This is a genomic window from Arthrobacter sp. SDTb3-6 (genome assembly GCF_013376095.1).
Taxonomy (GTDB): Bacteria; Actinomycetota; Actinomycetes; order Actinomycetales; family Micrococcaceae; genus Specibacter.
This window is the reverse complement of sequence record NZ_JAAMFN010000005.1, coordinates 145,828-167,665: the sequence shown is the minus strand read 5'-3', so window position 1 is coordinate 167,665 and position 21,838 is coordinate 145,828. Positions and strand designations below refer to the sequence as shown.

The window sequence follows — 21,838 nt, the reverse complement described above, 5'->3', positions numbered from 1 at the left end:
GGTGGGGTCATGGCGATCCCCGGCAGCACACCGTGTCCCGCAGTGCCCCTTCCCGCAGCCGGCGGGCTGTCCTTCCGCCCGCTGGCCGCAACGGACCTCGACGCCTGGCTGGCCCTGACCCTGCGGATCGCCGCGGCCGAGGATGCCCCCTGGCATGACACGCGCTCCGAGCTGGCCACCTGCTTTGAGGACACCGACAACCCCGCCGAAGGGAACACGGCCGGGGGCTTTGACGCCCCGGGAGTGCTGCGGGCCTTTGGCCGGGTCACCAAGCACCCGGGCGGCGCGGCCGGGTACGCGTTTGGCGGGGTCGACCCGCGGTGGCAGCGCCGGGGCATCGGTGCGGCCGTGCTCGCGTGGCAGGAGGACCTCCTGCGGGCCCGCTTTGCCGCGGAGGGGCAGCCGCCGGGCACGGTGCGCGTGTACACGCCGGAGGCCAACCCGGCGCACACGTCCCTGCTGTCCGGGGCCGGGTACTCCACCGTCCGGTACTTTTCCGAAATGCTCCGGACCCTGGCCGGCGCCCCCGCGGTGCCGGTGCCCGCGGGGATCCGCATCGTGGCGTTCGCACCGGGGCTTTCCGAGGCCGTGCGGCTGGCCCACAACGAGGCCTTTGCCGACCACTGGGGGTCCGAGCCCCGCAGCATCCAGCGCTGGGGTTTCCTGCTCGCCAACGAGGATTTCCGGCCCGACTGGTCCGCCGTGGCCTTGGATGCGGCAAGCGGCGAGGTGGCCGGCTACCAGCTTTCCATGTATGACCCCGAACGTTTTCCGAAGGAGGGCCGCGAGGAAGGCTACACGGAGGTGTTGGGCGTGCGGCGGCCCTGGCGGCACCGCGGCATTGCCCAGGCATTGCTGTCCGACGCCATGGCACGGTACAAGGCCGCAGGCATGGACCATGCCTGCCTGGACGTCGACACCGAAAATCCCACCGGCGCCCTGGGGCTCTACGAAAAGATGGGCTACCGGCCCCTGCGGCGTACGCTGGCGTGGGACAAGGCCCTCTAGCCCGGGCGGCGCCGGCCCGGGCAATGTGCCGGCGACGCGGCCGGCCTAGGCGTTGACGTCGTGCAGGTGGTGGATGAGGTCGTGCATGAAGTAGCCGGACAGGGTCAGGACCGTGAATTCCGAGCCGTTGCTGCGCAGCCCGCGGCGGTTCCACTGGCCGGGTGCCACCGCCGCAAACGCCGCTGCGGCATCCTCGCCATTTTGGACCAGCTCGCGCGCCACGTCGTCGGGGTCCAGGGACGCGTAGTTCCCGTCCAGCGCCGCCCGGTCCTGGTCCCAGTTGGGAAAGGTGGGGTCGTCGTTGGCGAGCATCAGCTCCAGGCGGCCGGTGAAGACGTCGAACACGTCCCGCACATGGGCGGCGTATTCCAGCACCGACCAGGTGGAATCGTCCGGACGGACGTCAACCCCGGCGCGCCGCAGGGCCTGCTGCCAGCGGGGCAGCAGCGCCGGAATGGTGGTGGCAGCCGTGGCGGGCGTGACGCTCGCGGCGTTGAATCCGCACTCGGGGCACGGCCGGGACAGCACCCACGTCCAGTCCTTGTCGTCAGGAATGATTGGCATGGGGCCAGTCTATGCCGCCGCCCTCAGTCCGTGGGCAGTTCGAACGCCTCCTGGGTGGACTCCGGGATGGGGGAGGCGTCCCGCGCCGGCGCAGGCAAGGACTCCGGCGCCGGACCTCCCGCGGCGGAATCCTGCATCCCGGGCCCGCCCGCCCCTCCGGATCCGCCGCCGGCCACGCCGTGGGTCCCGTCCAGGCTGGGGCCCACCAGCTCGATGGCGGCCGAAAGCGCCACGCCGGAGCCGTCGCGGTGGCCGTGTTCCACCGGCAGCGCACGCACCACGCCGGAGACGGTGGAGGCCTTGGCAGGCCCGTGCCCGGCCCATGAAACCGTCAGCCGGTCCTCGCCCTTGAGGAAGCGGTGTGCACGGACGCCGCCGGTGGCCCGCCCCTTGGCCGGGTATTCGGACAGTGCCGTGACCTTGGCGCTGCCCGACGCGGTGCCCGGCAGTGCGTCCTGCCCGCCCGCCACGGTGACCACCACGGCGTCGGGATCGGCGGGGGAGGCCACGGAGAAGCTGAGCACGGCGTCGCCGGCACCGAGCTTGATGCCCGCCATGCCGCCGGCTGTGCGGCCCTGCGGGCGGACGTTGGCGGCACTGTACCGAAGCAGCTGGGCGCCCTGCGTGATGAAGACGAGGTCGTCGTCGTCCGTGGCCACGGCGGCCCCGACCACGAAGTCCTTGGGCTTGAGCGAGATGTACTCCCACTCGTCCCGGTTCAGGGGGTAGTCGGGGGTGACGCGCTTGACCACGCCCTGGGCGGTCCCCAGGGCGAAGGTGCCGTTGAGCGGCACAAAGCCCACCAGGACCTCACCCTTGGTCAGCGTGATGAACTCCTTGGCGGCCACGCCGCCGGCCAGGTTGGGCAGTGCGTTGGTGGGCGGCAGGACCGGCATGTCCACCACCTGCAGCCGCAGCATCCGGCCCAGCGAGGTCAGCGCGCCGATTTCGGCACGTGCGGTGGTTTTCAGCACGGAGGTGAAGACGTCGTGCCGGCCCCGTGCACCGGTGTCGGCCAGGGGATCGGCGTTGGAGGTGCGTGCAATCTGCCCCGACGCGCTGAGCAGCACCCAGCAGGGGTCGTCGGCAATTTCCAGGGCCAGCGGGGACGGCTTGCCCTTGCCCGCGGCCCCGGCGGCCAGCGCCTTCGCCACCGAGGGGGCCATGGCCTCGGATTCCAACAACACGGTGCGGCGCGGCGTGGCGTACTTGGCCGCCACCTCGCCAAGTTCGTCGGAAACCAGCTGGTGCAGCAGTTCCCTGGACGCCAGGATCGCCTCGAGGGCCTCGATCTCACGGCGCAGCCCGTCGCGCTCGGCTTCCAGCTCCACCACGGAAAACTTGGTCAGGCGGCGCAGCTGCAGGTCCAGGATGTAGTTGGCCTGGATTTCGGAGAGGTCGTAGATGGCCATGAGGCGTTCGCGGGCCGCCGCCACCTCGTCCGAGCTGCGGATGACCTGGATGACCTCGTCGATGTCCACGATGGCCAGCAGCATGCCCTCCACCAGGTGCAGGCGGTCCTGCTTTTTGCCCAGGCGGAACGTGGTGCGCCGGCGCACCACGTCGATGCGGTGGGCCAGGAACACGCGCAGCAGCTCCACCAGGCCCAGGGTCTGCGGCTGCCCCTCCACGAGGCAGACGTTGTTGATGCCGAAGGAGTCCTCCATGGGCGTGTAGCGGTACAGCTGGGCCATGACGGCGGCCGGGTTGAAGCCGTTCTTGATCTCGATGACCAGCCGCAGCCCGTGCTTGCGGTCGGTGAGGTCCACCAGGTCGGAGATGCCCACCAGCTTTTTGGCGTTGATGGCATCCTTGATCTTTTCAATGACCTTTTCCGGACCCACCAGGTAGGGCAGTTCCGTGACCACCAGGCCCACCCTGCGCGGGGAGAGCTGTTCGACGGCGATCTTGGCGCGCGTCTTGAAGGAGCCCCTGCCCGTGGCGTAGGCGTCGCGGATGCCGGCCAGGCCCACAATGCGCCCGCCCGAGGGCAGGTCGGGGCCGGGCACGTACGCCATCAGGTCCTCCAGCGTGGCGTCCGGGTTGGCGACCAGGTGCCGGGTGGCGGCGATGACCTCGCCCAGGTTGTGCGGGGCCATGTTGGTGGCCATGCCCACCGCAATCCCGCTGGCCCCGTTGACCAAAAGGTTCGGGAAGGCGGCCGGCAGCACCGAGGGCTGCATCATCTCGTTGTCGTAGCTGGGCACAAAGTCCACCACGTCTTCGCCCAGGTTGCCCGTCAGCTCCAGGGCCGGGGCCGCCATCCGGGCCTCCGTGTAGCGCGGGGCGGCGGGGCCGTCGTCGAGCGAGCCGAAGTTGCCGTGCCCGTCAATGAGCGGCAGGCGCAGGGAGAAGTCCTGGGCCATGCGCACCATGGTGTCGTAGATGGCGGTGTCGCCGTGCGGGTGGAGCTTGCCCATGACCTCGCCCACGACGCGGGCGCTCTTGACATGGCCCTTCTCGGGGCGCAGCCCCATCTCGCTCATCATGTACAGGATGCGCCGCTGCACCGGTTTCAGCCCGTCCCGGGCGTCCGGCAGGGCGCGCGAGTAAATCACCGAATAGGCGTACTCCAAGAAGGAGCCTTCCATTTCACTGGAAACGTCTATTTCAACAATGTTCTCGGTGAAGTCAGTGAAGTCATCGGCTGCGGGAGGTTGGCGCTTGGCCATGGTGGCGGGGGTTCCTATCAGTGTGGCGGGTGTTGCAGTCCGGCGGGGCCCTGCGAAGGCAAACGAGTCGGTACAGTGATTCTATGGTGAACCCAGGACAGGCACCCGTTTATCCGGCACATTGGGAGGCCGATGTCGTACTGCGCGACGGGGCCACGGGGCATTTGCGGCCCATGACCGCGGCCGATGCCGACGCCGTCCAGGCCTTCCACATGGCGCAGTCGCAGAACTCCGTCTACCTGCGCTTCTTTACCTACAAGTCCAGGCTGACGCCCAAGGAGCTGCGCCGCTTTACCGAACTGGACTACCGGGACCGTGTGGCGTTCGTCATCACGCACCGGGACCGCATCATCGGCATTGGCCGCTTCGACCGCCTCGACAACCCCGCCGAGGCCGAGGTGGCGTTCAACGTCTCCGACTCCCAGCAGGGCCGGGGCCTGGGGTCGATCCTGTTGGAGCACCTGGCCGCCGCCGCCCGCGAAAACGGGATCGACAAGTTCACGGCGGAGGTCCTGCCGGAAAACCGCAAGATGCTCCAGGTGTTCGCCGACGCCGGCTACGAGGTGCACCGCCGCTTTGACGACGGCGTGGTGTCCCTGGCGTTCGACATTGACCCCACCGAGAAGTCCCGCGCCGTCATGGCCGCACGCGAACACCGCGCCGACGCCCGCAGCGTCGCGGGGCTTGTGGCACCGCGCTCCGTGGCCGTCGTCGGGGCCGGCCGGGCGTGGGGGGGCCTGGGGCGGGTGCTGCTGGAAAATATTGTGGAAGGCGGGTACCGCGGCGGGGTCCACGCGGTCAATCCGGAGGCGCTGGAGGTGTCCGGCATGATGCCGTACGCCACCATCGCCGAGGTGCCCGGCCCCGTGGACCTGGCCGTCATTGCCGTGCCCCAGGGTCAGGTCCCCGCCGTCGTGGACCAGTGCGGGGCCGCCGGCGTCAAGGGCCTGGTCATCGCCACCTCGGGATACGCCGACGACGGCGCGGCCGGCCTCGCGCGCCAGCGCGCCCTGGTGCGCCAGGCCCGGGCGAACGGCATGCGGCTGGTGGGCCCGGCCTCGCTGGGCCTGGCCAACACCGACCCGGCCGTTTCACTCAACGCCTCCCTGGCACCGTCCCTGCCCCTGCGCGGGGGGCTGGGCGTCTTCAGCCAGTCCGCCGCCTTGGGGGCGTCCCTGTACGCGTCGCTGAGCCGGCGGGAGGTGGGCCTGTCCACGGTGCTGTCCGCCGGGAACCGGGCGGACATCTCCGGCAACGACCTCATGCAGTTCTGGGAGGACGACCCCCACACCACCGCCTGCGCGCTGTACCTGGAATCCATTGGCAACCCCCGCAAGTTTTCCCGCATCTCCCGCCGCCTGGCGCGCACCAAGCCGGTGATTGTGGCCAAGTCGGACACCATGGGGCTGCGCCTGCCCCCGGGCCACGCCGTGCGCACCACGCAGGCGCCCACGGGCGCGCTGGACGCCATGCTGCGCCAGTCCGGCGTCATCCGTGTCAACACCATCGAGGAACTGGCCGACGTGGCACAAATCGTCACCGGCCAGGCCCTGCCCGCCGGCCCCGGGCTGGCCATCTTCAGCAATTCCCTGGCGATGGGGTCGGTGGTGGCGGATTCCGCGGAGCAGCACGGCCTGACCGTGGCGGAGGTCTCGGCGGACCTGGTGCTGGACACCGGGCAGTCCAGGGCCCTGCCCCTGCTGCGGCGGGCGGTCGGCGAGGCGCTGGCCCGGCCCGGCACGGACTCGGCCATCGTGACGCTGCTGCCGGTGCCGGGGCTGACGGTGGAGCACATTGCCGCCACACTCCAGGAGTGCGCCGAGGCGGCAGGCAAGCCCGTGGTGGCGGCGTTCACCGGGATTGTCGACACCCGCATCCTGGTGGACCGCCAGCTGGCCGGCGGGCTGCCGTGCTACTCCAGCCCCGGCGCCGCGGTGGCCGCCCTGGCCGCCGTGACGCAGTACGCGCAGTGGCTGACCCTCGATGCCCCCGCCTTCGACCCGCCGTCCGGCGTGGACACCGAAGCGGCGGCGGAACTGCTGGAGGAATGGCTCGACGGCGTCACCGGCGACGGCCTGCTGACCCTGGACGCCGCCCGGACACGCCAACTGCTGGGCCATTACGGCATCCGCGTCCTGGAGTCCGCCGCGTTCAGCACCGACGACGACGCCGTGGCGGCCGCCGACCGGCTCGGCTGGCCCGTGGCCATCAAGACCCTGGACCCGGCTCTGCGGCACCGCCTGGACCTGGGCGGGGTGCGGATCAACATTGAAAACGCCGCGTCACTGCGCCGCAACCTGGGCCAAATGCGCAAGCTGCTTGAACCGTACGGGGCAGGCGGCCTGGAGGTGCAGAGCATGGCCGAGGTGGGCCAGTCCTGCACCCTGCGCGCCATCGAGGACCCGCTGCTGGGCCCTGTGGTCTCCTTCGGCCTCTCCGGCGACGCCGTGAACCTGCTGGGCGACTGGGCGCACCGCGTGCCCCCGCTGTCCGCCCGGGACGCGGCGGAACTAGTCAGGTCCCCCCGCGCCGCCGTGAAGCTGTTTGGCTACGCAGGCCTGCCCGCCGGCAACGTGGCCGCGCTGGAGGACCTGGTGGCCCGGGTGGGCCTGATGAAGGATGAACACCCGGAGATCGCCTGGGTGGAATTCAACCCCGTGCTGGTGGGGCCCACCGAGGTGACGGTGCTCGCCGTCGAGCTGCGGATCGGCAACGCGGCCCAGCGCACCGACAGTGCGCGGCGGGCCATGAACTCCTAGCCGGTTCGCGTTCGGCCGCGCGCGGGTGCGAAAATGGGTCCATGAACACCTTCGGCGCCGGTGCCCCGGCGAACACCACCGGCCGCGACCTTGAATCCGCACTCCAACGGGCCGGCTTTTACCCGCGCCTGGTCCAGGACGTTGTCAACGACGCGCTGGACGGGCAGGAGAGCCTGTCCCACCTGGTCCACCTGGAAACGCATTTTGACCGCACCGAGGTACACCGCCACATCACCGTGCTGGTCCTGACGGAGGAGATGCTGGTCATCACCCACGTGGACGACCAGCAGCTGGATGAAGCCGGCGAACAGGTCGTGGCGCAGGTCTCCACCGAGTCCGTGCCCGTGGCGCAGATCCGCTCCGTGGTGCTCAGCTACACCTACGCCCAGCCGCAGGACTACAAGCCCTCCGACCCCGCCCGCGAGCTCACGGTGGCCATCGCCTGGTCCGGCGGGCAGCGCGTGGACCTGGGCCCGGCGTCGTGCGGGGACCCGAACTGCGACGCCGACCACGGCTACACCGGAACCATCGCCCAGGAAGATATCGCCCTGCGCATCAGCGCCGAGGCCGAGGGGCTGCAGGCCGTGGCCGACGCGAAGTCCTTTGCCCGGGCCCTGCGGGCTGTCAGCACCGCGGCAGCCACCCCCGCCCACGCGCCGGCGCAAGGCCCGAAATTCCCGGTGCTGGGCCAGCGCCTGGGCCGCAACCACTACCGGCGCTGACCGGCGTGGAGCAGACCTCGGAGACTGCGGCGCCCCCGGCCCGGCAGGCCCGCCAGGAGCCGCTGCCCGCGGCACCCGCCTACGGCAGCAACACCATTGCCGACGTTCTCACCAGCGCCGCCGCCGCCATGGGCGACGGGCGGTTCACCAACGCGTTGCGGCTGCCGGCTGCCCGCCGGGTCGTGGTGGTGCTGGTGGACGGCCTGGGAAAGGCGCTGCTGAAGCAAAAGTCCGGGCACGCACCCTTCCTGCGCGGCGTCATGGCCGCGGACAGCGGGGGAGAGCACCCGCACACCCTCCACGCAGCCTTCCCCAGCACCACGGCGACCTCCCTGTCCAGCCTGGGCACCGGCGTCGTGCCCGGGCAGCACGGCATGCTCGGCTACGACGTCCTGGACCCGGACCAGGACAAGGTGGTGAACCTGCTGGGCAACTGGGACCCCGGCGTTGACCCGAGGCGGTGGCAGCCGTTCCCCACGGTGTTTGAACAGCTGGCGGGGCACCACCCGACGGCCACCGTCAGCCTGCCCAAGTTCGAACAGTCGCCCATGACGCTGGCGGCCCTGCGCGGCAGCACGTTCCTGGGGGCCACCTCCCCGCAGGCCCGCGTGGAACTGGCCGCAGGGGCCCTGGCGGCGCACCCGTCCATGCTCCTGTACCTGTACTGGGGCGAACTGGACAAGGCCGGGCACAGGTACGGGGCGGACTCGGCCCAGTGGGAGCACCAGCTGGAGGAGCTCGACGCCGGCATGAAGCGCCTGGCCGCCACCGTCCCCGCGGACACGCTGATCCTTTTGACGGCCGACCACGGCATGGTGGACGTGCCGCGTGCGGCCCGCATCGACTACTCCCGGTACCCGGAACTCGTGGCCGGGGTCCGCCATACGGCGGGGGAGCCGCGCATGGTCCACCTTTACCTGGAGCGCGGCGCCGGCACCGAGGTCCGCGATGCCTTGGTGGCCGCATGGCTGGAGCGCTTCGGGACAAAGGCGTGGGTGCTCACCCGCGACGAAGCCGTGGCGGCGGGGCTTTTTGGCGAGGTGCGTGCCGAAGCAGCCGGGCGGATTGGCGACGTCCTGGTGGCGGCCCGCGAAAGCATCGCGTTTTACGACCTCCGGCGCGTGCGCCCGCAGGCCGTCGAGGTGGTGGGCCAGCATGGCTCCCTCACGAAGGCCGAACGCGAGGTCCCGCTGCTGCGCATTCCCGTGACGCCGCGTGCGCCGAAGGGCAAGCGCCGCCGCTGAGTTCGGTCCGGTCCGGGAATTCGGTGGTGCAGCTTCCGTGGACTGGGAGCGTCCCGGCCCGCATTATCTGCACCGCCGAATGGGCCGGTTTCCGGGGCAGACTCAGGGACAGCCCTCGGTATTCAGGGGGCACGACGGAGCGGTTTTAGTCGCCCTTGGTGCCGAACACGATCTCGTCCCAGCTGGGGACGCTGGAGCGCTTGGGCTTGCCTGCCGCCTTGCGTTCCAGCCTGGCGGCCACCTCACTGTCAGAGGGCCCGTCTTCGGCGTCAGCCGGCTGCCGGGCAGATTCCGGGGCGGGTGCTGCCTGCGCGGCCCCGTCCTGGCCTGAGCCGGTGTCAATGGCGTTGTCGGCGGCGCTGCGGCGCAGGGAAGGCGCCCCCGAAAGCGTGATTTCACGCGTATCGGTGCTGACCTCGCCCACGCCGACGGCGTGATGGTGGTCCTCGTCGCCGTGGAGCCTGGGGGCCAGGGAGAGGAACGGGATGGCACGGAGGCGCTTCTTGCCGTGGCCGCCGGCAGGATGCCCATCCCCGGCCTGCCCGCCGTCCGAACCGGCGCCGGCCAGGCCTGTGTTGTCTAAATCAGGGGCCTCAGTGTCTGTGCCCGCGCCGGCCGCCGGGGCCTCCACGTCCGCAGGGTTGTCCATGGTGTCCGGGGTGTCCGCGCCGTCGGCTGCGGGCGCGGTGGCGGCCTGGTCCTCATGCCCGTCGCGGGGGTGCGCGGCCGGCACGTGGGTGCCCAACATGGCAGCCAGTTCATCGTCGCCGTCCTCGTCGAGGCCCAGGCGCTGGCCGCGGCGGGAACGGAGCATGTCGAGCAGGCCGGAGCCGGCGTCGTCCTCACTGCCCGTGTCCTGGCCCTCGGCCCCGCCCGGACCGGCCGCCGTCAGCGTGTCCGCCGTACCGTCGTCGGGCGCGTCGGTTTCAAAATCAAAGGGGCGGTCCGCAACCGCGCTCAGCCGGCGCTCGGGCACGGGACCGTCCAGCGGTTCCATTTCGCTCAGCTGCTGCGCCCACCGGTTGGCGTTGTTCAGGGACTTGCGGCCGGGATGGAAGGTCCACCGGGCGGGTGCCGGCTCGCCGATGCTCGCTGCAGCCCACTCGCTGCCGGGCTCAAAGTCTGCCGTGACCGTCCAGGCGCCGTCGCGGACGCGCCAGGCATCCCAGCGCACCGTGCGGGGGTCGATGCCAAAGGCGGAGACGCGGTGCATGACCATCTCATCCAGCGTTGCCGGGTTGTCGCCGAAGGCGGAACGGTAGCTGTCATTGCCGGCCGCCGGGCCGGAAACCTCCACCTTGCGCGCCAGCCGGGCCACGTGTTCGCGCTCGGCCAGCACCGGGCCTTCATAGCGGCGGACCTGCTCCAGGGACATGCCGGAGTGTTCGGCCACATCGGCGGCCGTGGCGCCTGCACGGATCTGCGCCTGGATTTCCCGTGGCGACATCTTGGCCGGGCCGGCGTTGCCGGACGGGGCCTTGCGCGGTGCCCGCGTGGTAGCCATGCGCAATGCTTCATCAATGGGCAGCAGGAATATTTCGCCGCCGGTTCCACTGAGTAGCAGGTGCTTGCCATCGTCATGCACACCCACCAAACGTAGATCCGCCATGCTGCCCTCCAAAGTCGACTGCTTTCACTTCGAAACTTTGCCACCCAACGCCGTATTTTCCTACTACCACGGCAGGCGTGGCGTGAATGGTTCACAAAATCACGTGCCTATTTTCAGCTGCGGACGGGCCCCTGCGGTCCGTGGGTGTCCCACCGCTACGCCCACCGCGAACGCGGGCATTTTTGTCGCCGGCTGCAACGTTCCAGTTCTAAGGTGATTGGCAGGATTTGCCGCAGGGAATCCCCTACGGGCCCTGCCGATGCCGGTGCTGTGGCAAGAGATACAAGGAAAATGGTGAAGTAGGCAATGGCAACGGATTATGACGCGCCGCGCAAGAACGACGACGAACGGGACGGCAACGTCCTGGCATCCCTTGCGGTCCGCCCCTCCGGAGCGTCCGGGGCGGTCATCGACCTGGACGAGGCCGATCTGGCCGACAGCTACGAGCTGCCCGGCGGCGACCTGTCGGGGGAGGAGCTGGCGGTGGAGGTCCTCCCGGCCCAGGCGGACGAATTCACCTGTTCATCCTGCTTCCTGGTGCGGCACCGCTCCCAGCTGGCCCGGGAAAAGGACGGGCTGATGTACTGCAAGGACTGCGAAGGCTAGCCGGATCCGGCTGGACAGCGCAGGACACAGGCGCGCAGGAAACAGCAGCACAGGAAACAGCAGCGCAGGCGTCAGCCGCGGCCCTGTCCGAGGGCCGCGGCCAGGCGCTCGGGGTTGCGGGTGGACGTGAGCCAGTACGGCGTTTTGTCATGCGGGTCGGTGATTTCCACCTTGACCACGGGCTTGATCCAGCCGCGGATGCACAGGTAGGCCAGCCCGTTGAGCCGGGTGCCGCGCTGGGCCGTGGCGTCGTCGGCCAGGTAATAGGTGACGTCGCCGATGTATTCACGCTCGATCACGGCCCGGCCCACCTGCAGCGTCCCCGCCGTGACCTCGATCTTGGGCGTCGAGAAGACCAGGACCAGTGTCTGCAGGACCAGCAGCCCCACAAAGGCCAGGTACCCGGCGAGCGGGCTGATGGGGATCAGGATCAGGATGCCGGCCGCGGACAGGCCCAGCACAACCACCCACACACCCAGGCCGGGCCACAGTTTTTCGGTGTACGTGGCTGTTGACAGGGGGGCGGCGCTGGCGGCCGGCACGGAAGACGAAGACATGGGAACAGTTTTTCATCTTTTGTCCGGTAAATCATCTTTGCCCCCGGCCCGGGCAGCCCGCGGCGGTGGGGGGTCGCCGCCGCGGTTCGGGATAGAGTGGGCTGCTGTGACCAACCAGACTTTCAATGTCCCAGCAGATGGCGCGTTCCCGCTGACGGTGCAGCTGCAAATGCTCGACGACGGCATCGCCGCGCCCTCCTACGCCCACCCCGGCGACGCCGGTGCCGACCTCCGTGCCAGGATCGACGTCGTGCTGGCGCCGGGCGAGCGCGCCCTGGTCCCCACCGGCGTGGCCATCGCGCTCCCGTTCGGCTACGTGGCCCTGGTGCACCCGCGCTCGGGCCTGGCCACCAAGCACGGCCTGACGATCGTCAACAGCCCCGGCACCGTGGACGCCGGGTACCGCGGGGAAATCTCCGTCACCCTGCTCAACACCGATGCGCACCACTCCATTGCCCTGTCCCGGGGCGATAGAATTGCACAAATGGTCATCCAGCGCGTCGAGCATGCCGCCTTCGAGGTGGTGGAGCAGCTGCCGGACTCCGCACGCGGCACCGGCGGCTTCGGTTCCACGGGCGGCTTTGGACCGGCCGGCGCCGGTACCGCCGGACACTGACAGACGTTCGGTTCCAACATTTACAAGGAGTTTGCGCCCCATGGCTTTTGGGTTTGGCAAGAAAAAGAAGAATGACGCCGACGGCGCGGTTGCGCCAGAGGGCACTTCCCGGGAGGCCGCCACGGACGGCGGATCCCAAGGCGGGAACGGCCTGCTGGCCCTGCCGCCGGACCCCGCAGACACCGCCTACGACCGTTCCGTCCACGGGCCGCTGGACGCCGACGAAATCGCCAATGCGGACGGCTATGTGGATCTGGGCGCCCTGCTGATCACCCCGCGCGAGGGCCTGGCGCTGCGCCTGGAAGTGGAGGAAAGCACCAACCGGGTCATCGCCGTCACCCTGGACCTCAACGGCTCCAGCCTGCAGCTGCAGGCGTTCGCCGCCCCCCGCTCCGAAGAACTCTGGCGCGACATCCGCGAGCAGATCGGCCTGTCCGTCGGTTCGCAGGGCGGCGAGATTGAGATTCTCGACGGAACGTTCGGCAAGGAAGTGCTGGCCAAGGTGCCCGCCCAGGCCACTGACGGCAGCAGCGGCTTCCGCGTGGCCCGCTTCATCGGCGTCGACGGCCCCCGCTGGTTCCTGCGCGGCGTGCTGGGCGGCGAGGCGGCCGTGAACCCCGACGCAGCCCAGGAACTGGAAGACCTGTTCAGGGGCGTGGTGGTGGTCCGCGGGGAAACCCCGCTTCCGCCCCGCGACCTGCTGGTGCTGCGCCTGCCCCGCGATGCCGCAGCCAGCCCGGACGGCTCGGTCCCCGCCGACCACGCCGCCCCCGCCCAGGGAGGGGAACCGTTCCGCCGCGGCCCGGAAATCACGGCGATCGGCTGACCCCGTGCCTACCAACCAGGGTGACTGGCCCGCGCCGGTCCCCATCGACGCGCTGCCCCTGCGCGGGCGTGCGGTCAGTGCCGGGGTCATCGACGCCGTGACCATCCTGCCGGCGTCGTCCGCCCAGGAGTTCAGCGCCATTGTCACGGACCGGGAATTCCTCCGCGTGCCCACCGACGGCGGCAGCCACCGGCTCCGCCTCGTGTGGCTGGGCAGGCGCCGCGTCCCCGGGATCGAGGTTGGCACGCGGCTGCGCGTTGAGGGCATGGTCTCCCGCCGGGACGGACTGCCCACCATCTTCAACCCACGCTACGAGATCATAGGAATCCAGGAGGGCTAGTTGGCCAGGACCACACCCGAAGACGACGGCGCCCGCCCCGCGGACGCGCTGGCCGGCCTGGAACAGGCGATGGCGGCGCGTTCGGCGCTGGTGCGCAAGGACAACGGCGAGCTCGACCTGCTGGCGGCCGCGGGAGGCGTCCGCGGCATCGCCGAAAGCGTCCTGCCCGGGCTGGTCTTCCTGGTGGTCTTCACCCTGACCGGGAACCTCACCTGGTCGCTGGGCGGCTCCGTGGTCGTTGCGGCCGCCTTCCTGGCCGCCCGGCTCGTGCAGCGTTCCCCGCTCACCATGACCCTTGCCGGGATTGCCGGCGTGGCCCTTTCGACCTTTCTGGCGCTGAAGACGGGCAAGGCGGAGAACTATTATGCCGTCGGGTTCTTCACCAACGCCGGCTACATCGCAGCCATGGTGGTCTCCATTGCCGTGCGCTGGCCGGTGCTGGGCCTGCTGTTTGGCTACGCCCGCAACGAGGGCGTGCAGTGGCGCAAAAAACCGGCCCGCCTGCGTGCCTACCGGGCGGCCACCTGGATCATCGTGGGTGTCATGGCCGCCCGGCTGGCCGTCCAGCTGCCCCTCTACTACGCCGGAGCCATCGACGCCCTGGGCGCCATGCGCCTGCTCATGGGCGTGCCGCTGTACGCCTTCGGCCTCTGGATTGCCTGGCTCGTGAGCCGGCCCGTGAAGGCCGGCTAGCTTTCACCCTCCGGCCGGTCCCCGTCAGCCCCGGCGTCGTTGGACAGCAGCTTCCGCAGCCCGTCCTCGGCGGCGATCGTGGAGATGAAGAACAGCTCGTCGCCGGCTTCAAGGACGTCGTCGTTGCTGGGCGTGATGGGCGCCTCGTCACGCAGGATCGCCACGAGCGTCGCGTCCTGCGGCCAGTCGACGGCCCCCACCATCAGGCCGATGATGTGCGATTGTCCCGGCACGGTGAACTCCACGAGCGACGCCACGCCGGTCTGAAGCGTCAGCAGGCGCACCAGGTCGCCGATTTCCACCGCTTCCTCCACGAGCGCCGTCATGAGCCGCGGGGTGTTGACGGCGACGTCCACGCCCCAGGAATCGTCGAACATCCAATCGTTCTTGGGGTTGTTCACCCGGCCCACGGTGCGGCCCACGCCGAATTCGGTCTTGGCCAGCAGCGAGACGACCAGGTTGACCTTGTCGTCGCCCGTGGCGGACACGACGACGTCGGCCTCCTCCAGCTTCGCCTCCCGCAGGGTGCTGATCTCGCAGGCGTCGCCCACGAGCCAGCGGGCGCCGCGCAGCCCGCTCTTGCCAATCACCTCCGGCTTGGGGTCGATCAGCAGCAGTTCATGGCCGTGGGAGAGCAGTTCGCGGGCAATCGAGCAGCCGACGCTGCCGGCCCCGACGATGACAACAAGCACCTTAGATCTCCTTTTCCGGCGCGGCGGACAGGATGCGGGCCACCTCGGCCGAGTCCGTGCCCTGCACCATCGCATGGACGGTGTCGCCCTGCTGGTAACTGGTGTCCGGCCGCGGCAGCATGCCTTCGCCAAAGCGGGTCAGGTAGGCCACCCGCAGCGGCGCGGCGGCCTCAAGGTCCACCACGTGGTGTCCGATCCAGCCCGGGTTCAGGGCCAGTTCGGTTAGGATGAGCCGGCCGGAAGGCTCCCGGAAGTCGCCCTTGATGGCGGTTTCGGGCAGGATGCGCCGCAGCACCTGGTCGGCGCTCCAGCGCACGGCGGCCACCGTGGGGATGCCCAGGCGCTGGTAGATTTCGGCCCGGCCGGGGTCGTAGATGCGCGCCACGACGTGTTCCACATGGAAGGTTTCGCGCGCCACGCGCGTGGCGAGGATGTTGGAGTTGTCGCCGCTGGAGACGGCCGCAAAGGCGTAGGCGTTTTCAATGTCGGCCTGGCGCAGGGTGTCCTGGTCGAAGCCGATGCCGGTGACCTTGCGGCCCCCGAAGCCGGTCCTCAGCCGCCGGAAGGCGCGCTCGTCCTGGTCAATGATGGCGACGGAATGGCCGGAGTCCTCCAGCGTGTGCGCCAGGGTGGCGCCCACGCGGCCGCAGCCCATGATCACAAAATGTGCCATCGTTGCTCCTCTTGGTGATGACCGGCACTGCAACACAGTGCGGGTACCAATCTGGCCTGTCGGGCGCCCGCCGGTCAAGTCGGCAGGGTTCGCCGGCGCCGGCCGGATACTTGGCACCGCGTGGGCGGAGTCTGCCACGGCCGCGTCCCGTCATGACTTTAGCCCCGCGAGCGACTAGCGTTACCCGCGTGCTGAACTTCTTCAACGCGTTCAAGCGGGTCCTTGTCGGGCGGCCCTTCCGCAACGACAAACTCGCCCACACGCTGCTGCCCAAACGCATCGCGCTGCCGATTTTCGCCTCGGATGCGCTGTCCTCGGTGGCCTACGCGCCGGATGAAATCCTGCTCACCCTGGCCCTGGCCGGTGTTGCCTCCGTGGCCCTTGCCCCCTGGGTGGGCCTGGCCGTCATGGTGGTGTTGCTCACGGTGGTGGCCTCCTACCGGCAAAACGTGCACGCCTACCCGTCCGGCGGCGGCGACTATGAAATTGCCAACGTCAACCTGGGCAAGACCGCAGGGCTGACGGTGGCGTCGGCACTCATGGTTGACTACGTGCTCACAGTGGCCGTGTCCATGTCCTCGGCAGCAAACTACCTGGCCACCGCCGTGCCCGGCTGGCACGGCACCCAGGCCGTCGTCGCTGTCATCGGTGTCATTGTCCTGGCCCTGGTGAACCTGCGCGGCATCCGCGAGGCCGGCAGCGTCTTTGCCGTGCCCACCTACATCTTCATGTTCTGCATCTTCGCCATGACGGCCGTTGGCCTCTTTCAGGCGGCAACAGGCACGCTGGGCCGGGCGCCGTCGGCCGGCTTTGAGATCATCCCCGAAGCCGCCTTCAGCCAGGGGCTGACCGGCCTGGCCGGCGGTTTCCTGCTGCTGCGGGCGTTCTCTTCCGGTGCCGCGGCCCTGACCGGCGTGGAGGCCATCAGCAACGGCGTGCCCAACTTCCGCAAGCCCAAGAGCAAGAACGCGGCCACCACCTTGCTGCTGCTCGGCGCCGTTGCCGCCGGCATGATGGCTGGAATCCTGTTCCTGGCCAACGCCACCGGGGTGCACATTGTGGCGGACCCGGCCACCGAGTTCCTGCAAAACGGGCATCTGCTGCCCGCCGGCTACGTGCAGAACCCCTCGATCAGCCAGATTGCCGGCACCATCTTCGGTGCCGGGTCCATCCCGTTCTTCATCGTCGTCGCAGCCACCGGCGTGATCCTGGTCTTTGCCTCCAACACGGCCTTCAACGGCTTCCCGGTGCTCGCCTCGATCCTGGCCCGGGACGGCTACCTGCCCCGCCAGCTGCGCACCCGCGGGGACCGGCTGGCCTTCAGCAACGGCGTGATCCTGCTGGCCGTTGGCGCGTTGGTGCTGATCATCTCCTTCGACGCGGACGTCACCAAGTTGATCCAGCTCTACATTGTGGGCGTGTTCATCTCCTTCACGGCCAGCCAGCTGGGCATGGTGCGGCACTGGACCCGCGAACTGCGCGTGGTGAAGGACAAGCGCATCCGATTCCGCATGGTGCGCTCCCGGACCATCAACTCGCTGGGTTTCCTGATGACATTGACGGTGCTGCTGATTGTGCTGGTGACCAAGTTTGAACAGGGTGCCTGGATTGCGCTGCTGGCCATGGGTGTTCTGTTTGCCATCATGTGGAGCATCCGCGCCCACTACGACAACGTGGCCAAGGAGCTTGCCGTGGAGACGGACTCGGCCACCCGCGCCCTGCCGGCCCGCATCCACGCGGTGATCCTGGTCTCCCACGTACGCAAGCCGGTCATGCGCGCGGTCGCGTTTGCCCGCGCGTCGCGCCCGTCCTCGCTGGAAGCCATCACGGTGGACCTGGACGCCGCGGAGACCGAACAGACGATCGCCGATTGGGACCGGCTGGACATCCCGGTACCGTTGACCGTGTTGGCAAGTCCCTACCGGGAGACGCTGACGCCGCTGATCAACCACATCAAGACCATGCGCCGGGATTCCCCGCGCGACCTGATTGTGGTGTACATCCCGGAATACGTGGTGGGCAAGTGGTGGGAGCAGCTGGTGCACAACCAGACGGCCCTGCGCATCAAGACGCGGCTGCACTTTGAACCCGGCGTGGTGGTGGCCAGCGTGCCGTGGCAGCTGAAATCCTCCACCGAAGCCCAGAAGTACCAAGACTGATGTACCAAGACTAGGAACCACACGCCCATGAGTGAGCCCCGCACCATCCCGTCCCCGTCCGGCGACGCCGCCCGGTTGACCGTCACCGTGGGGCCGGTGGCGCACGGCGGCCACTGCGTTGCCCGGCACGAGGGCCGTGTGATCTTTGTCCGCCACGCCATTCCCGGGGAGGTCGTGGAGATTGCCCTGACCGGGCACGACGACGGAGCCAGGTTTTGGCGCGCGGATGTCACCCGGGTGCTCGAGGCGTCCCCCGACAGGGTGCCCCACTTTTGGCCCGAGGCCGACGCCCTGAAGGCTGCCGGGCGCGGCACGGCCCCGCTGGGCGGGGCCGAGTTTGGCCACGTGTCCCGCACCCGCCAGCTGGCGCTGAAGACGGATGTTGTCCGCGAACAGCTCGAACGCCTCGGCGGGCTGCCCGCCGGGGAGATCGACGCCCTGTTCGGCGCCGGCGTGGAGGACGTTGACGCCGACGGCACGGCGGAACAGCGGGCCGGGCTGGGCTGGCGGACCCGCGTGGCCTTCGCCGTCACGCCCGCCGGCCGGTTGGGCATGCACCCCCACCGCTCCCACGACATCCTGCCCGTCCAGGGCATGCCCCTGGCCGTCCCCGCCGTGGACGCGCTGCGCCTGTGGGAGCTTGACTTCACCGGCATTGCCCGGGTGGACGTTGCCGCGCCGGCCAACGGCTCGCCGGCCCTGGTGCTGCTGGCACCTGACCCCGGGCGGGGGGAGAAGGCCGCCGGCCTGGCGCTCAAGCGCATTGCCCGCGCACTGCAGGACGTGCCGGCCCCACCCTCCGTGGCCCGCTGGGACCCGGAGACGGGCGGCACCACCGTCCTGCACGGCCGCGGCTGGGTCCGGGAAACCACCGCCGACCACGAATTCCGCGTCACGGGGGACGGCTTCTGGCAGATCCACCGGAAGGCGCCCCAGGTCCTGACCGACACGGCGCTGAACTTCCTCAACGACGGCGGGCACCTCAACGACGGCGCCGCCGTCGCCGACCTTTACGCCGGGGCGGGCCTGTTCACGGCACCGCTGGCCGACGCCGTGGGGCCGGACGGCTCCGTGCTGTCCGTGGAAGGGTCGCCCGGCACCAGCCGCGACGCGCGCAAAAACCTCCACGCCGCCGGCCAGGTGGAAATTGTCCAGGGCCGCGTGGAACACGTGCTGGGAGGCCCGGGCCGGCGCGGCAGCCGGGCCAGGGCACCGCGGCGCCGCTTTGACGCCGTCGTGCTTGACCCGCCGCGGGCCGGCGCCGGAAAGGCCGTGGTGCATGCCCTGGCGGCCGCCGCCCCGCAGGCGGTCGCCTATGTTTCCTGTGACCCGGCAGCGTTTGCGCGGGACGTGAAGTATTTTGCCGGGGCCGGGTGGCGGCTGGAGAAGCTGCGGGCCTTTGACCTCTACCCGCACACCCACCATGTGGAGACCGTGGCCCTGCTGGTGCCCGTGGACGCGCCCGGCAGGGGCGCCGTTGGGCGCTAAACCCGCTGCTGTCCAGCGGCGGGACCTGACGCGCGGCAAGCCCCGCGGCACGGTCCTGGCGGAGCGGCGCGACGGGCACCGGCGTGCCGCCCTGGCTGCGGCCCGGGCCGGGCTGGCGCCGGTGGACCCGGAGGTCCTGGAGCGCGACGGCCTGGACCCGGTCCAGGTGCTCGAACGGCGGGGTGCCGGGCTGGACAACGCCGCACCGGGCGGGAGCAGCCGCAGCATCTGGGCCATCGTCCGGGCCAATGTGTTCACGCTGTTCAACGCCGTGCTCGGCAGCGCCCTGGTCCTGGTGCTGCTCGTCGGGGACCCGCGCGACGCCCTGTTCGGGTTCATCGTGGTCGCCAACGCCGCCATCGGCGTCGTGCAGGAATACCGTGCCAAGCAGACCCTGGACCGGCTGGCCGTACTGCACACGCCCAAGGCCCTGGTGCGCCGCGGCGGGGCCGAGCTGGCGGTGGCCGTGGCGGACGTCCTGCACGACGACGTGCTGCTGCTGCGCACGGGGGACCAGGTCCCGGCCGACGCCGTCATCTTCCAGGCCGAATCCCTGGAAGTGGACGAATCCCTGCTCACGGGCGAGGCCGACCCCGTGGCCAAGGTTCCGGGGGACACCGCACTGTCCGGTTCCGCGGTGGTGGCCGGCCACGGCGCCGCGCGCGTGCACCGCGTGGGCGCGGAGTCCTATGCCAGTGCCCTGACAGCCGAAGCCCGGCGGTTTTCGCTGGTCAATTCCGAAATCCGCAATTCCATCAACCGGATCATCCTGTACATCGCCTGGGCGCTGGTCCCCATCATCGTGGTGGTGGTCAACGGCCAGATGAACGCCAACGGCGGCTGGGCCGAATCCCTCGCCACCGGCCGCTGGCGCACCGCCGTCATCAGCGCCGTGGCCAGCATCGTGGCCATGATTCCCGAGGGCCTGGTGCTGCTGACCAGCATCTCCTTCGGCATGGCCGCCATCAAGCTGGCACGCCGGCAGGTGCTGGTCCAGGAACTGCCGGCCGTGGAAGGCCTGGCCCGCGTGGACATGGTGTGCCTGGACAAGACCGGCACGCTCACCGAGGGCCGGATGGAACTGGCCGGCACCACCGTCTTCGGACCGGTTCCCGGCTGGGAGGCGGTCCTGGCCTGGTGCGCGGCGCACCCCAACGCCAATGCGACGGCGGCCGCACTCGCGACCGGCTTCACCCGGCCGCCGGCGGCGGCGCCCGACGCGGTGGTCCCGTTCAGCAGCGCCCGCAAATACAGTGCAGTCAGCTTCAGTGCCGGGCCTGTTGCCGGGCCCGGCACGGGGGACGGGGCGGCAGCGGGGCAGCCCTGCGGCAGCTGGGTCCTGGGCGCCCCCGACGTCGTGCTGGCGGCCAGCGGGGGAGCGGAGGTGGAGGCGGCGCTGGCGGCGTCCCACGAGGCGGCGGGGCAGGGGCTGCGCGCCGTCGTACTGGCGCACCGCCCGGCGCCGGGCCTTCCCGCACCGGCACCCGGGGCCGGGCAGGCTGCGGACGGCCTCGACCTGGCCGGGCTCCGGCCCGTTGTCCTGTTGGTGTTCCGGGAAATGGTGCGGCCCGACGCCGCCGCCACGTTGGCGTACTTCCGCGACCAGGGGGTGGCACTGAAGGTCATCTCGGGCGACAACCCGCGCACCGTGGCCGCCGTGGCCCGCAGCGTGGGCATGGAGTTCGACGGCGACGGCTACGACGCCCGCGGGCTGCCGGAGGAGACCGGCGAGCTGGCAGCGGTGCTGGCACGCGAAAGCGTGCTGGGCCGGGTGGCGCCGGAACAAAAGAAGGCCATTGTGCTGGCCCTGCAGGGCGCCGGCCACGTGGTGGCCATGACGGGGGACGGCGTCAATGACGCCCTGGCCCTCAAACACGCCGACATGGGCATCGCCATGGGCAGCGGCGCTGCCGCGACCAAGGCCGTCTCGCGCCTGGTGCTGCTGGACGGGCAGTTTTCCCACCTGCCCTCGGTGGTCGCAGAGGGCCGGCGCGTCATCGCCAACGTGGAGCGCGTGGCCAACCTGTTCCTGAGCAAGACCGCCTACGCCGTCATCATTTCCATCGCCATCGGCATCCTGCTGTGGCGGTACCCGTTCCTGCCGCGGCAGCTTTCCATTGTCAGTTCCATGACGATCGGCATCCCCGCCTTTTTCCTGGCGCTGCTGCCCAACGCCCGGCGGTACCAGCCCGGCTTCCTGCGCCGGGCACTGATGTTTTCCATTCCCGCAGGCACGGTCGTGGCGGCGTGCATCATGGCCGTGTATTCCTTTGCCCGGGCTTTCCCGGACCCCGCGCTGGAGCCGGCCCAGGCCGTCACGTCGGCGCAGACGGCGGCGACCATGACGGTGCTCGTCGTGGCGCTGTGGGTGCTCGGCGCCTTGGCCAGGCCCTTCGACTTTTGGCGCTCACTGCTCGTGGCCGCCCTGGTGGCCGGGCTGGCACTGGTCATGGTGGTGCCCTTCGCCCGGAACTTCTTTGCCCTGGACATCCCCTCCGGGCCGTTGTTGGCGGTTACGATTGGCGTAACGGCAGGCGGGTGCCTTGGCATCGAACTGCTGTACCGCTTCCTGAAGAAGCGCGGAACGGTTTCCGAACGTGAGTAAGGTCA

General features: G+C 70.1%; 18 protein-coding genes. 12 read left to right on the top strand and 6 right to left on the bottom strand.

The window, feature by feature from the left end; genetic code table 11:
- The coding region (locus G6035_RS04345; RefSeq protein ID WP_371130837.1) for a GNAT family N-acetyltransferase at positions 1 to 1,008 on the top strand (1,008 nt) is incomplete at its 5' end.
- A 45-nt stretch (positions 1,009 to 1,053) separates the two neighbouring features.
- Here the strand turns inward: G6035_RS04345 and G6035_RS04340 are convergent.
- Together G6035_RS04340 and G6035_RS04335 are read right to left on the bottom strand one after the other, a co-directional pair.
- On the bottom strand, positions 1,054 to 1,572 hold the full coding sequence (locus tag G6035_RS04340) for a DinB family protein (protein ID WP_176615837.1): 519 nt from the start codon (positions 1,570 to 1,572) through the stop codon (positions 1,054 to 1,056).
- Between the two features lie 23 nt (positions 1,573 to 1,595).
- A complete protein-coding gene (locus tag G6035_RS04335; protein ID WP_176615836.1) occupies positions 1,596 to 4,244 on the bottom strand; it encodes a DNA topoisomerase (ATP-hydrolyzing) subunit A in 2,649 nt (882 codons plus the stop codon).
- An 83-nt stretch (positions 4,245 to 4,327) separates the two neighbouring features.
- Between G6035_RS04335 and G6035_RS04330 the strand changes: the two genes are divergently transcribed.
- From G6035_RS04330 to G6035_RS04320, 3 genes are read left to right on the top strand one after another with little or no spacing between them, the layout of a single operon-like run.
- A complete protein-coding gene (locus G6035_RS04330) occupies positions 4,328 to 7,003 on the top strand; it encodes a GNAT family N-acetyltransferase (protein ID WP_176615835.1) in 2,676 nt (891 codons plus the stop codon).
- Positions 7,004 to 7,044: 41 nt separating this feature from the next.
- Positions 7,045 to 7,725: a DUF5998 family protein gene (locus G6035_RS04325; protein WP_176615834.1), complete on the top strand. Its 681-nt coding sequence runs from the start codon at positions 7,045 to 7,047 to the stop codon at positions 7,723 to 7,725.
- A gap of 5 nt (positions 7,726 to 7,730) precedes the next feature.
- Positions 7,731 to 8,969: an alkaline phosphatase family protein gene (locus tag G6035_RS04320; protein WP_371130836.1), complete on the top strand. Its 1,239-nt coding sequence runs from the start codon at positions 7,731 to 7,733 to the stop codon at positions 8,967 to 8,969.
- A 145-nt stretch (positions 8,970 to 9,114) separates the two neighbouring features.
- Here the strand turns inward: G6035_RS04320 and sepH are convergent, their stop codons facing one another.
- Positions 9,115 to 10,578 carry a septation protein SepH gene (gene sepH / locus G6035_RS04315; protein ID WP_176615833.1) on the bottom strand — a complete coding sequence of 488 codons (1,464 nt, stop codon included), beginning with the start codon at positions 10,576 to 10,578 and terminating at the stop codon, positions 9,115 to 9,117.
- A gap of 306 nt (positions 10,579 to 10,884) precedes the next feature.
- Between sepH and G6035_RS04310 the strand changes: the two genes are divergently transcribed.
- A complete protein-coding gene (locus G6035_RS04310; protein WP_176615832.1) occupies positions 10,885 to 11,184 on the top strand; it encodes a DUF4193 domain-containing protein in 300 nt (99 codons plus the stop codon).
- Positions 11,185 to 11,255: 71 nt separating this feature from the next.
- On the opposite strand, the gene G6035_RS04305 is transcribed toward G6035_RS04310, so the two are convergent.
- Complete coding sequence (locus G6035_RS04305; RefSeq protein ID WP_176615831.1) at positions 11,256 to 11,741, bottom strand: DUF3093 domain-containing protein; 486 nt, start codon at positions 11,739 to 11,741, stop codon at positions 11,256 to 11,258.
- A gap of 106 nt (positions 11,742 to 11,847) precedes the next feature.
- Between G6035_RS04305 and dut the strand changes: the two genes are divergently transcribed.
- Genes dut through G6035_RS04285 form a run of 4 tightly spaced genes read left to right on the top strand, consistent with a single transcriptional unit; the run spans position 11,848 to position 14,216 of the window.
- On the top strand, positions 11,848 to 12,357 hold the full coding sequence (gene dut, locus G6035_RS04300; RefSeq protein ID WP_256883236.1) for a dUTP diphosphatase: 510 nt from the start codon (positions 11,848 to 11,850) through the stop codon (positions 12,355 to 12,357).
- A gap of 40 nt (positions 12,358 to 12,397) precedes the next feature.
- Positions 12,398 to 13,183 (top strand): DUF3710 domain-containing protein, encoded by a 786-nt coding sequence (locus G6035_RS04295; RefSeq protein WP_176615829.1) that lies wholly within the window; start codon positions 12,398 to 12,400, stop codon positions 13,181 to 13,183.
- A gap of 4 nt (positions 13,184 to 13,187) precedes the next feature.
- Positions 13,188 to 13,523, top strand: a complete 336-nt coding sequence (locus tag G6035_RS04290) for a hypothetical protein (RefSeq protein ID WP_256883235.1) — start codon at positions 13,188 to 13,190, stop codon at positions 13,521 to 13,523.
- Positions 13,524 to 14,216 carry a DUF3159 domain-containing protein gene (locus tag G6035_RS04285; protein ID WP_256127725.1) on the top strand — a complete coding sequence of 231 codons (693 nt, stop codon included), beginning with the start codon at positions 13,524 to 13,526 and terminating at the stop codon, positions 14,214 to 14,216. It begins immediately after the preceding gene.
- On the opposite strand, the gene G6035_RS04280 is transcribed toward G6035_RS04285, so the two are convergent.
- Together G6035_RS04280 and G6035_RS04275 are read right to left on the bottom strand one after the other, a co-directional pair.
- Positions 14,213 to 14,908 (bottom strand): TrkA family potassium uptake protein, encoded by a 696-nt coding sequence (locus tag G6035_RS04280; protein ID WP_176615828.1) that lies wholly within the window; start codon positions 14,906 to 14,908, stop codon positions 14,213 to 14,215. The genes G6035_RS04285 and G6035_RS04280 overlap by 4 nt on opposite strands.
- Position 14,909: 1 nt before the next feature.
- Positions 14,910 to 15,581 (bottom strand): TrkA family potassium uptake protein, encoded by a 672-nt coding sequence (locus G6035_RS04275; RefSeq protein ID WP_176615827.1) that lies wholly within the window; start codon positions 15,579 to 15,581, stop codon positions 14,910 to 14,912.
- Positions 15,582 to 15,733: 152 nt separating this feature from the next.
- Between G6035_RS04275 and G6035_RS04270 the strand changes: the two genes are divergently transcribed.
- From G6035_RS04270 to G6035_RS04260, 3 genes are read left to right on the top strand one after another with little or no spacing between them, the layout of a single operon-like run.
- Entirely contained in the window at positions 15,734 to 17,740 is a 2,007-nt protein-coding gene (locus tag G6035_RS04270; RefSeq protein WP_176615826.1) for an APC family permease, read from the top strand.
- A gap of 27 nt (positions 17,741 to 17,767) precedes the next feature.
- Positions 17,768 to 19,228, top strand: a complete 1,461-nt coding sequence (locus G6035_RS04265; RefSeq protein ID WP_176615825.1) for a class I SAM-dependent RNA methyltransferase — start codon at positions 17,768 to 17,770, stop codon at positions 19,226 to 19,228.
- Entirely contained in the window at positions 19,218 to 21,833 is a 2,616-nt protein-coding gene (locus tag G6035_RS04260; RefSeq protein ID WP_256127724.1) for an HAD-IC family P-type ATPase, read from the top strand. Before G6035_RS04265 ends, G6035_RS04260 begins: the two co-directional genes overlap by 11 nt.
- The last annotated feature ends 5 nt before the right edge of the window (positions 21,834 to 21,838 follow it).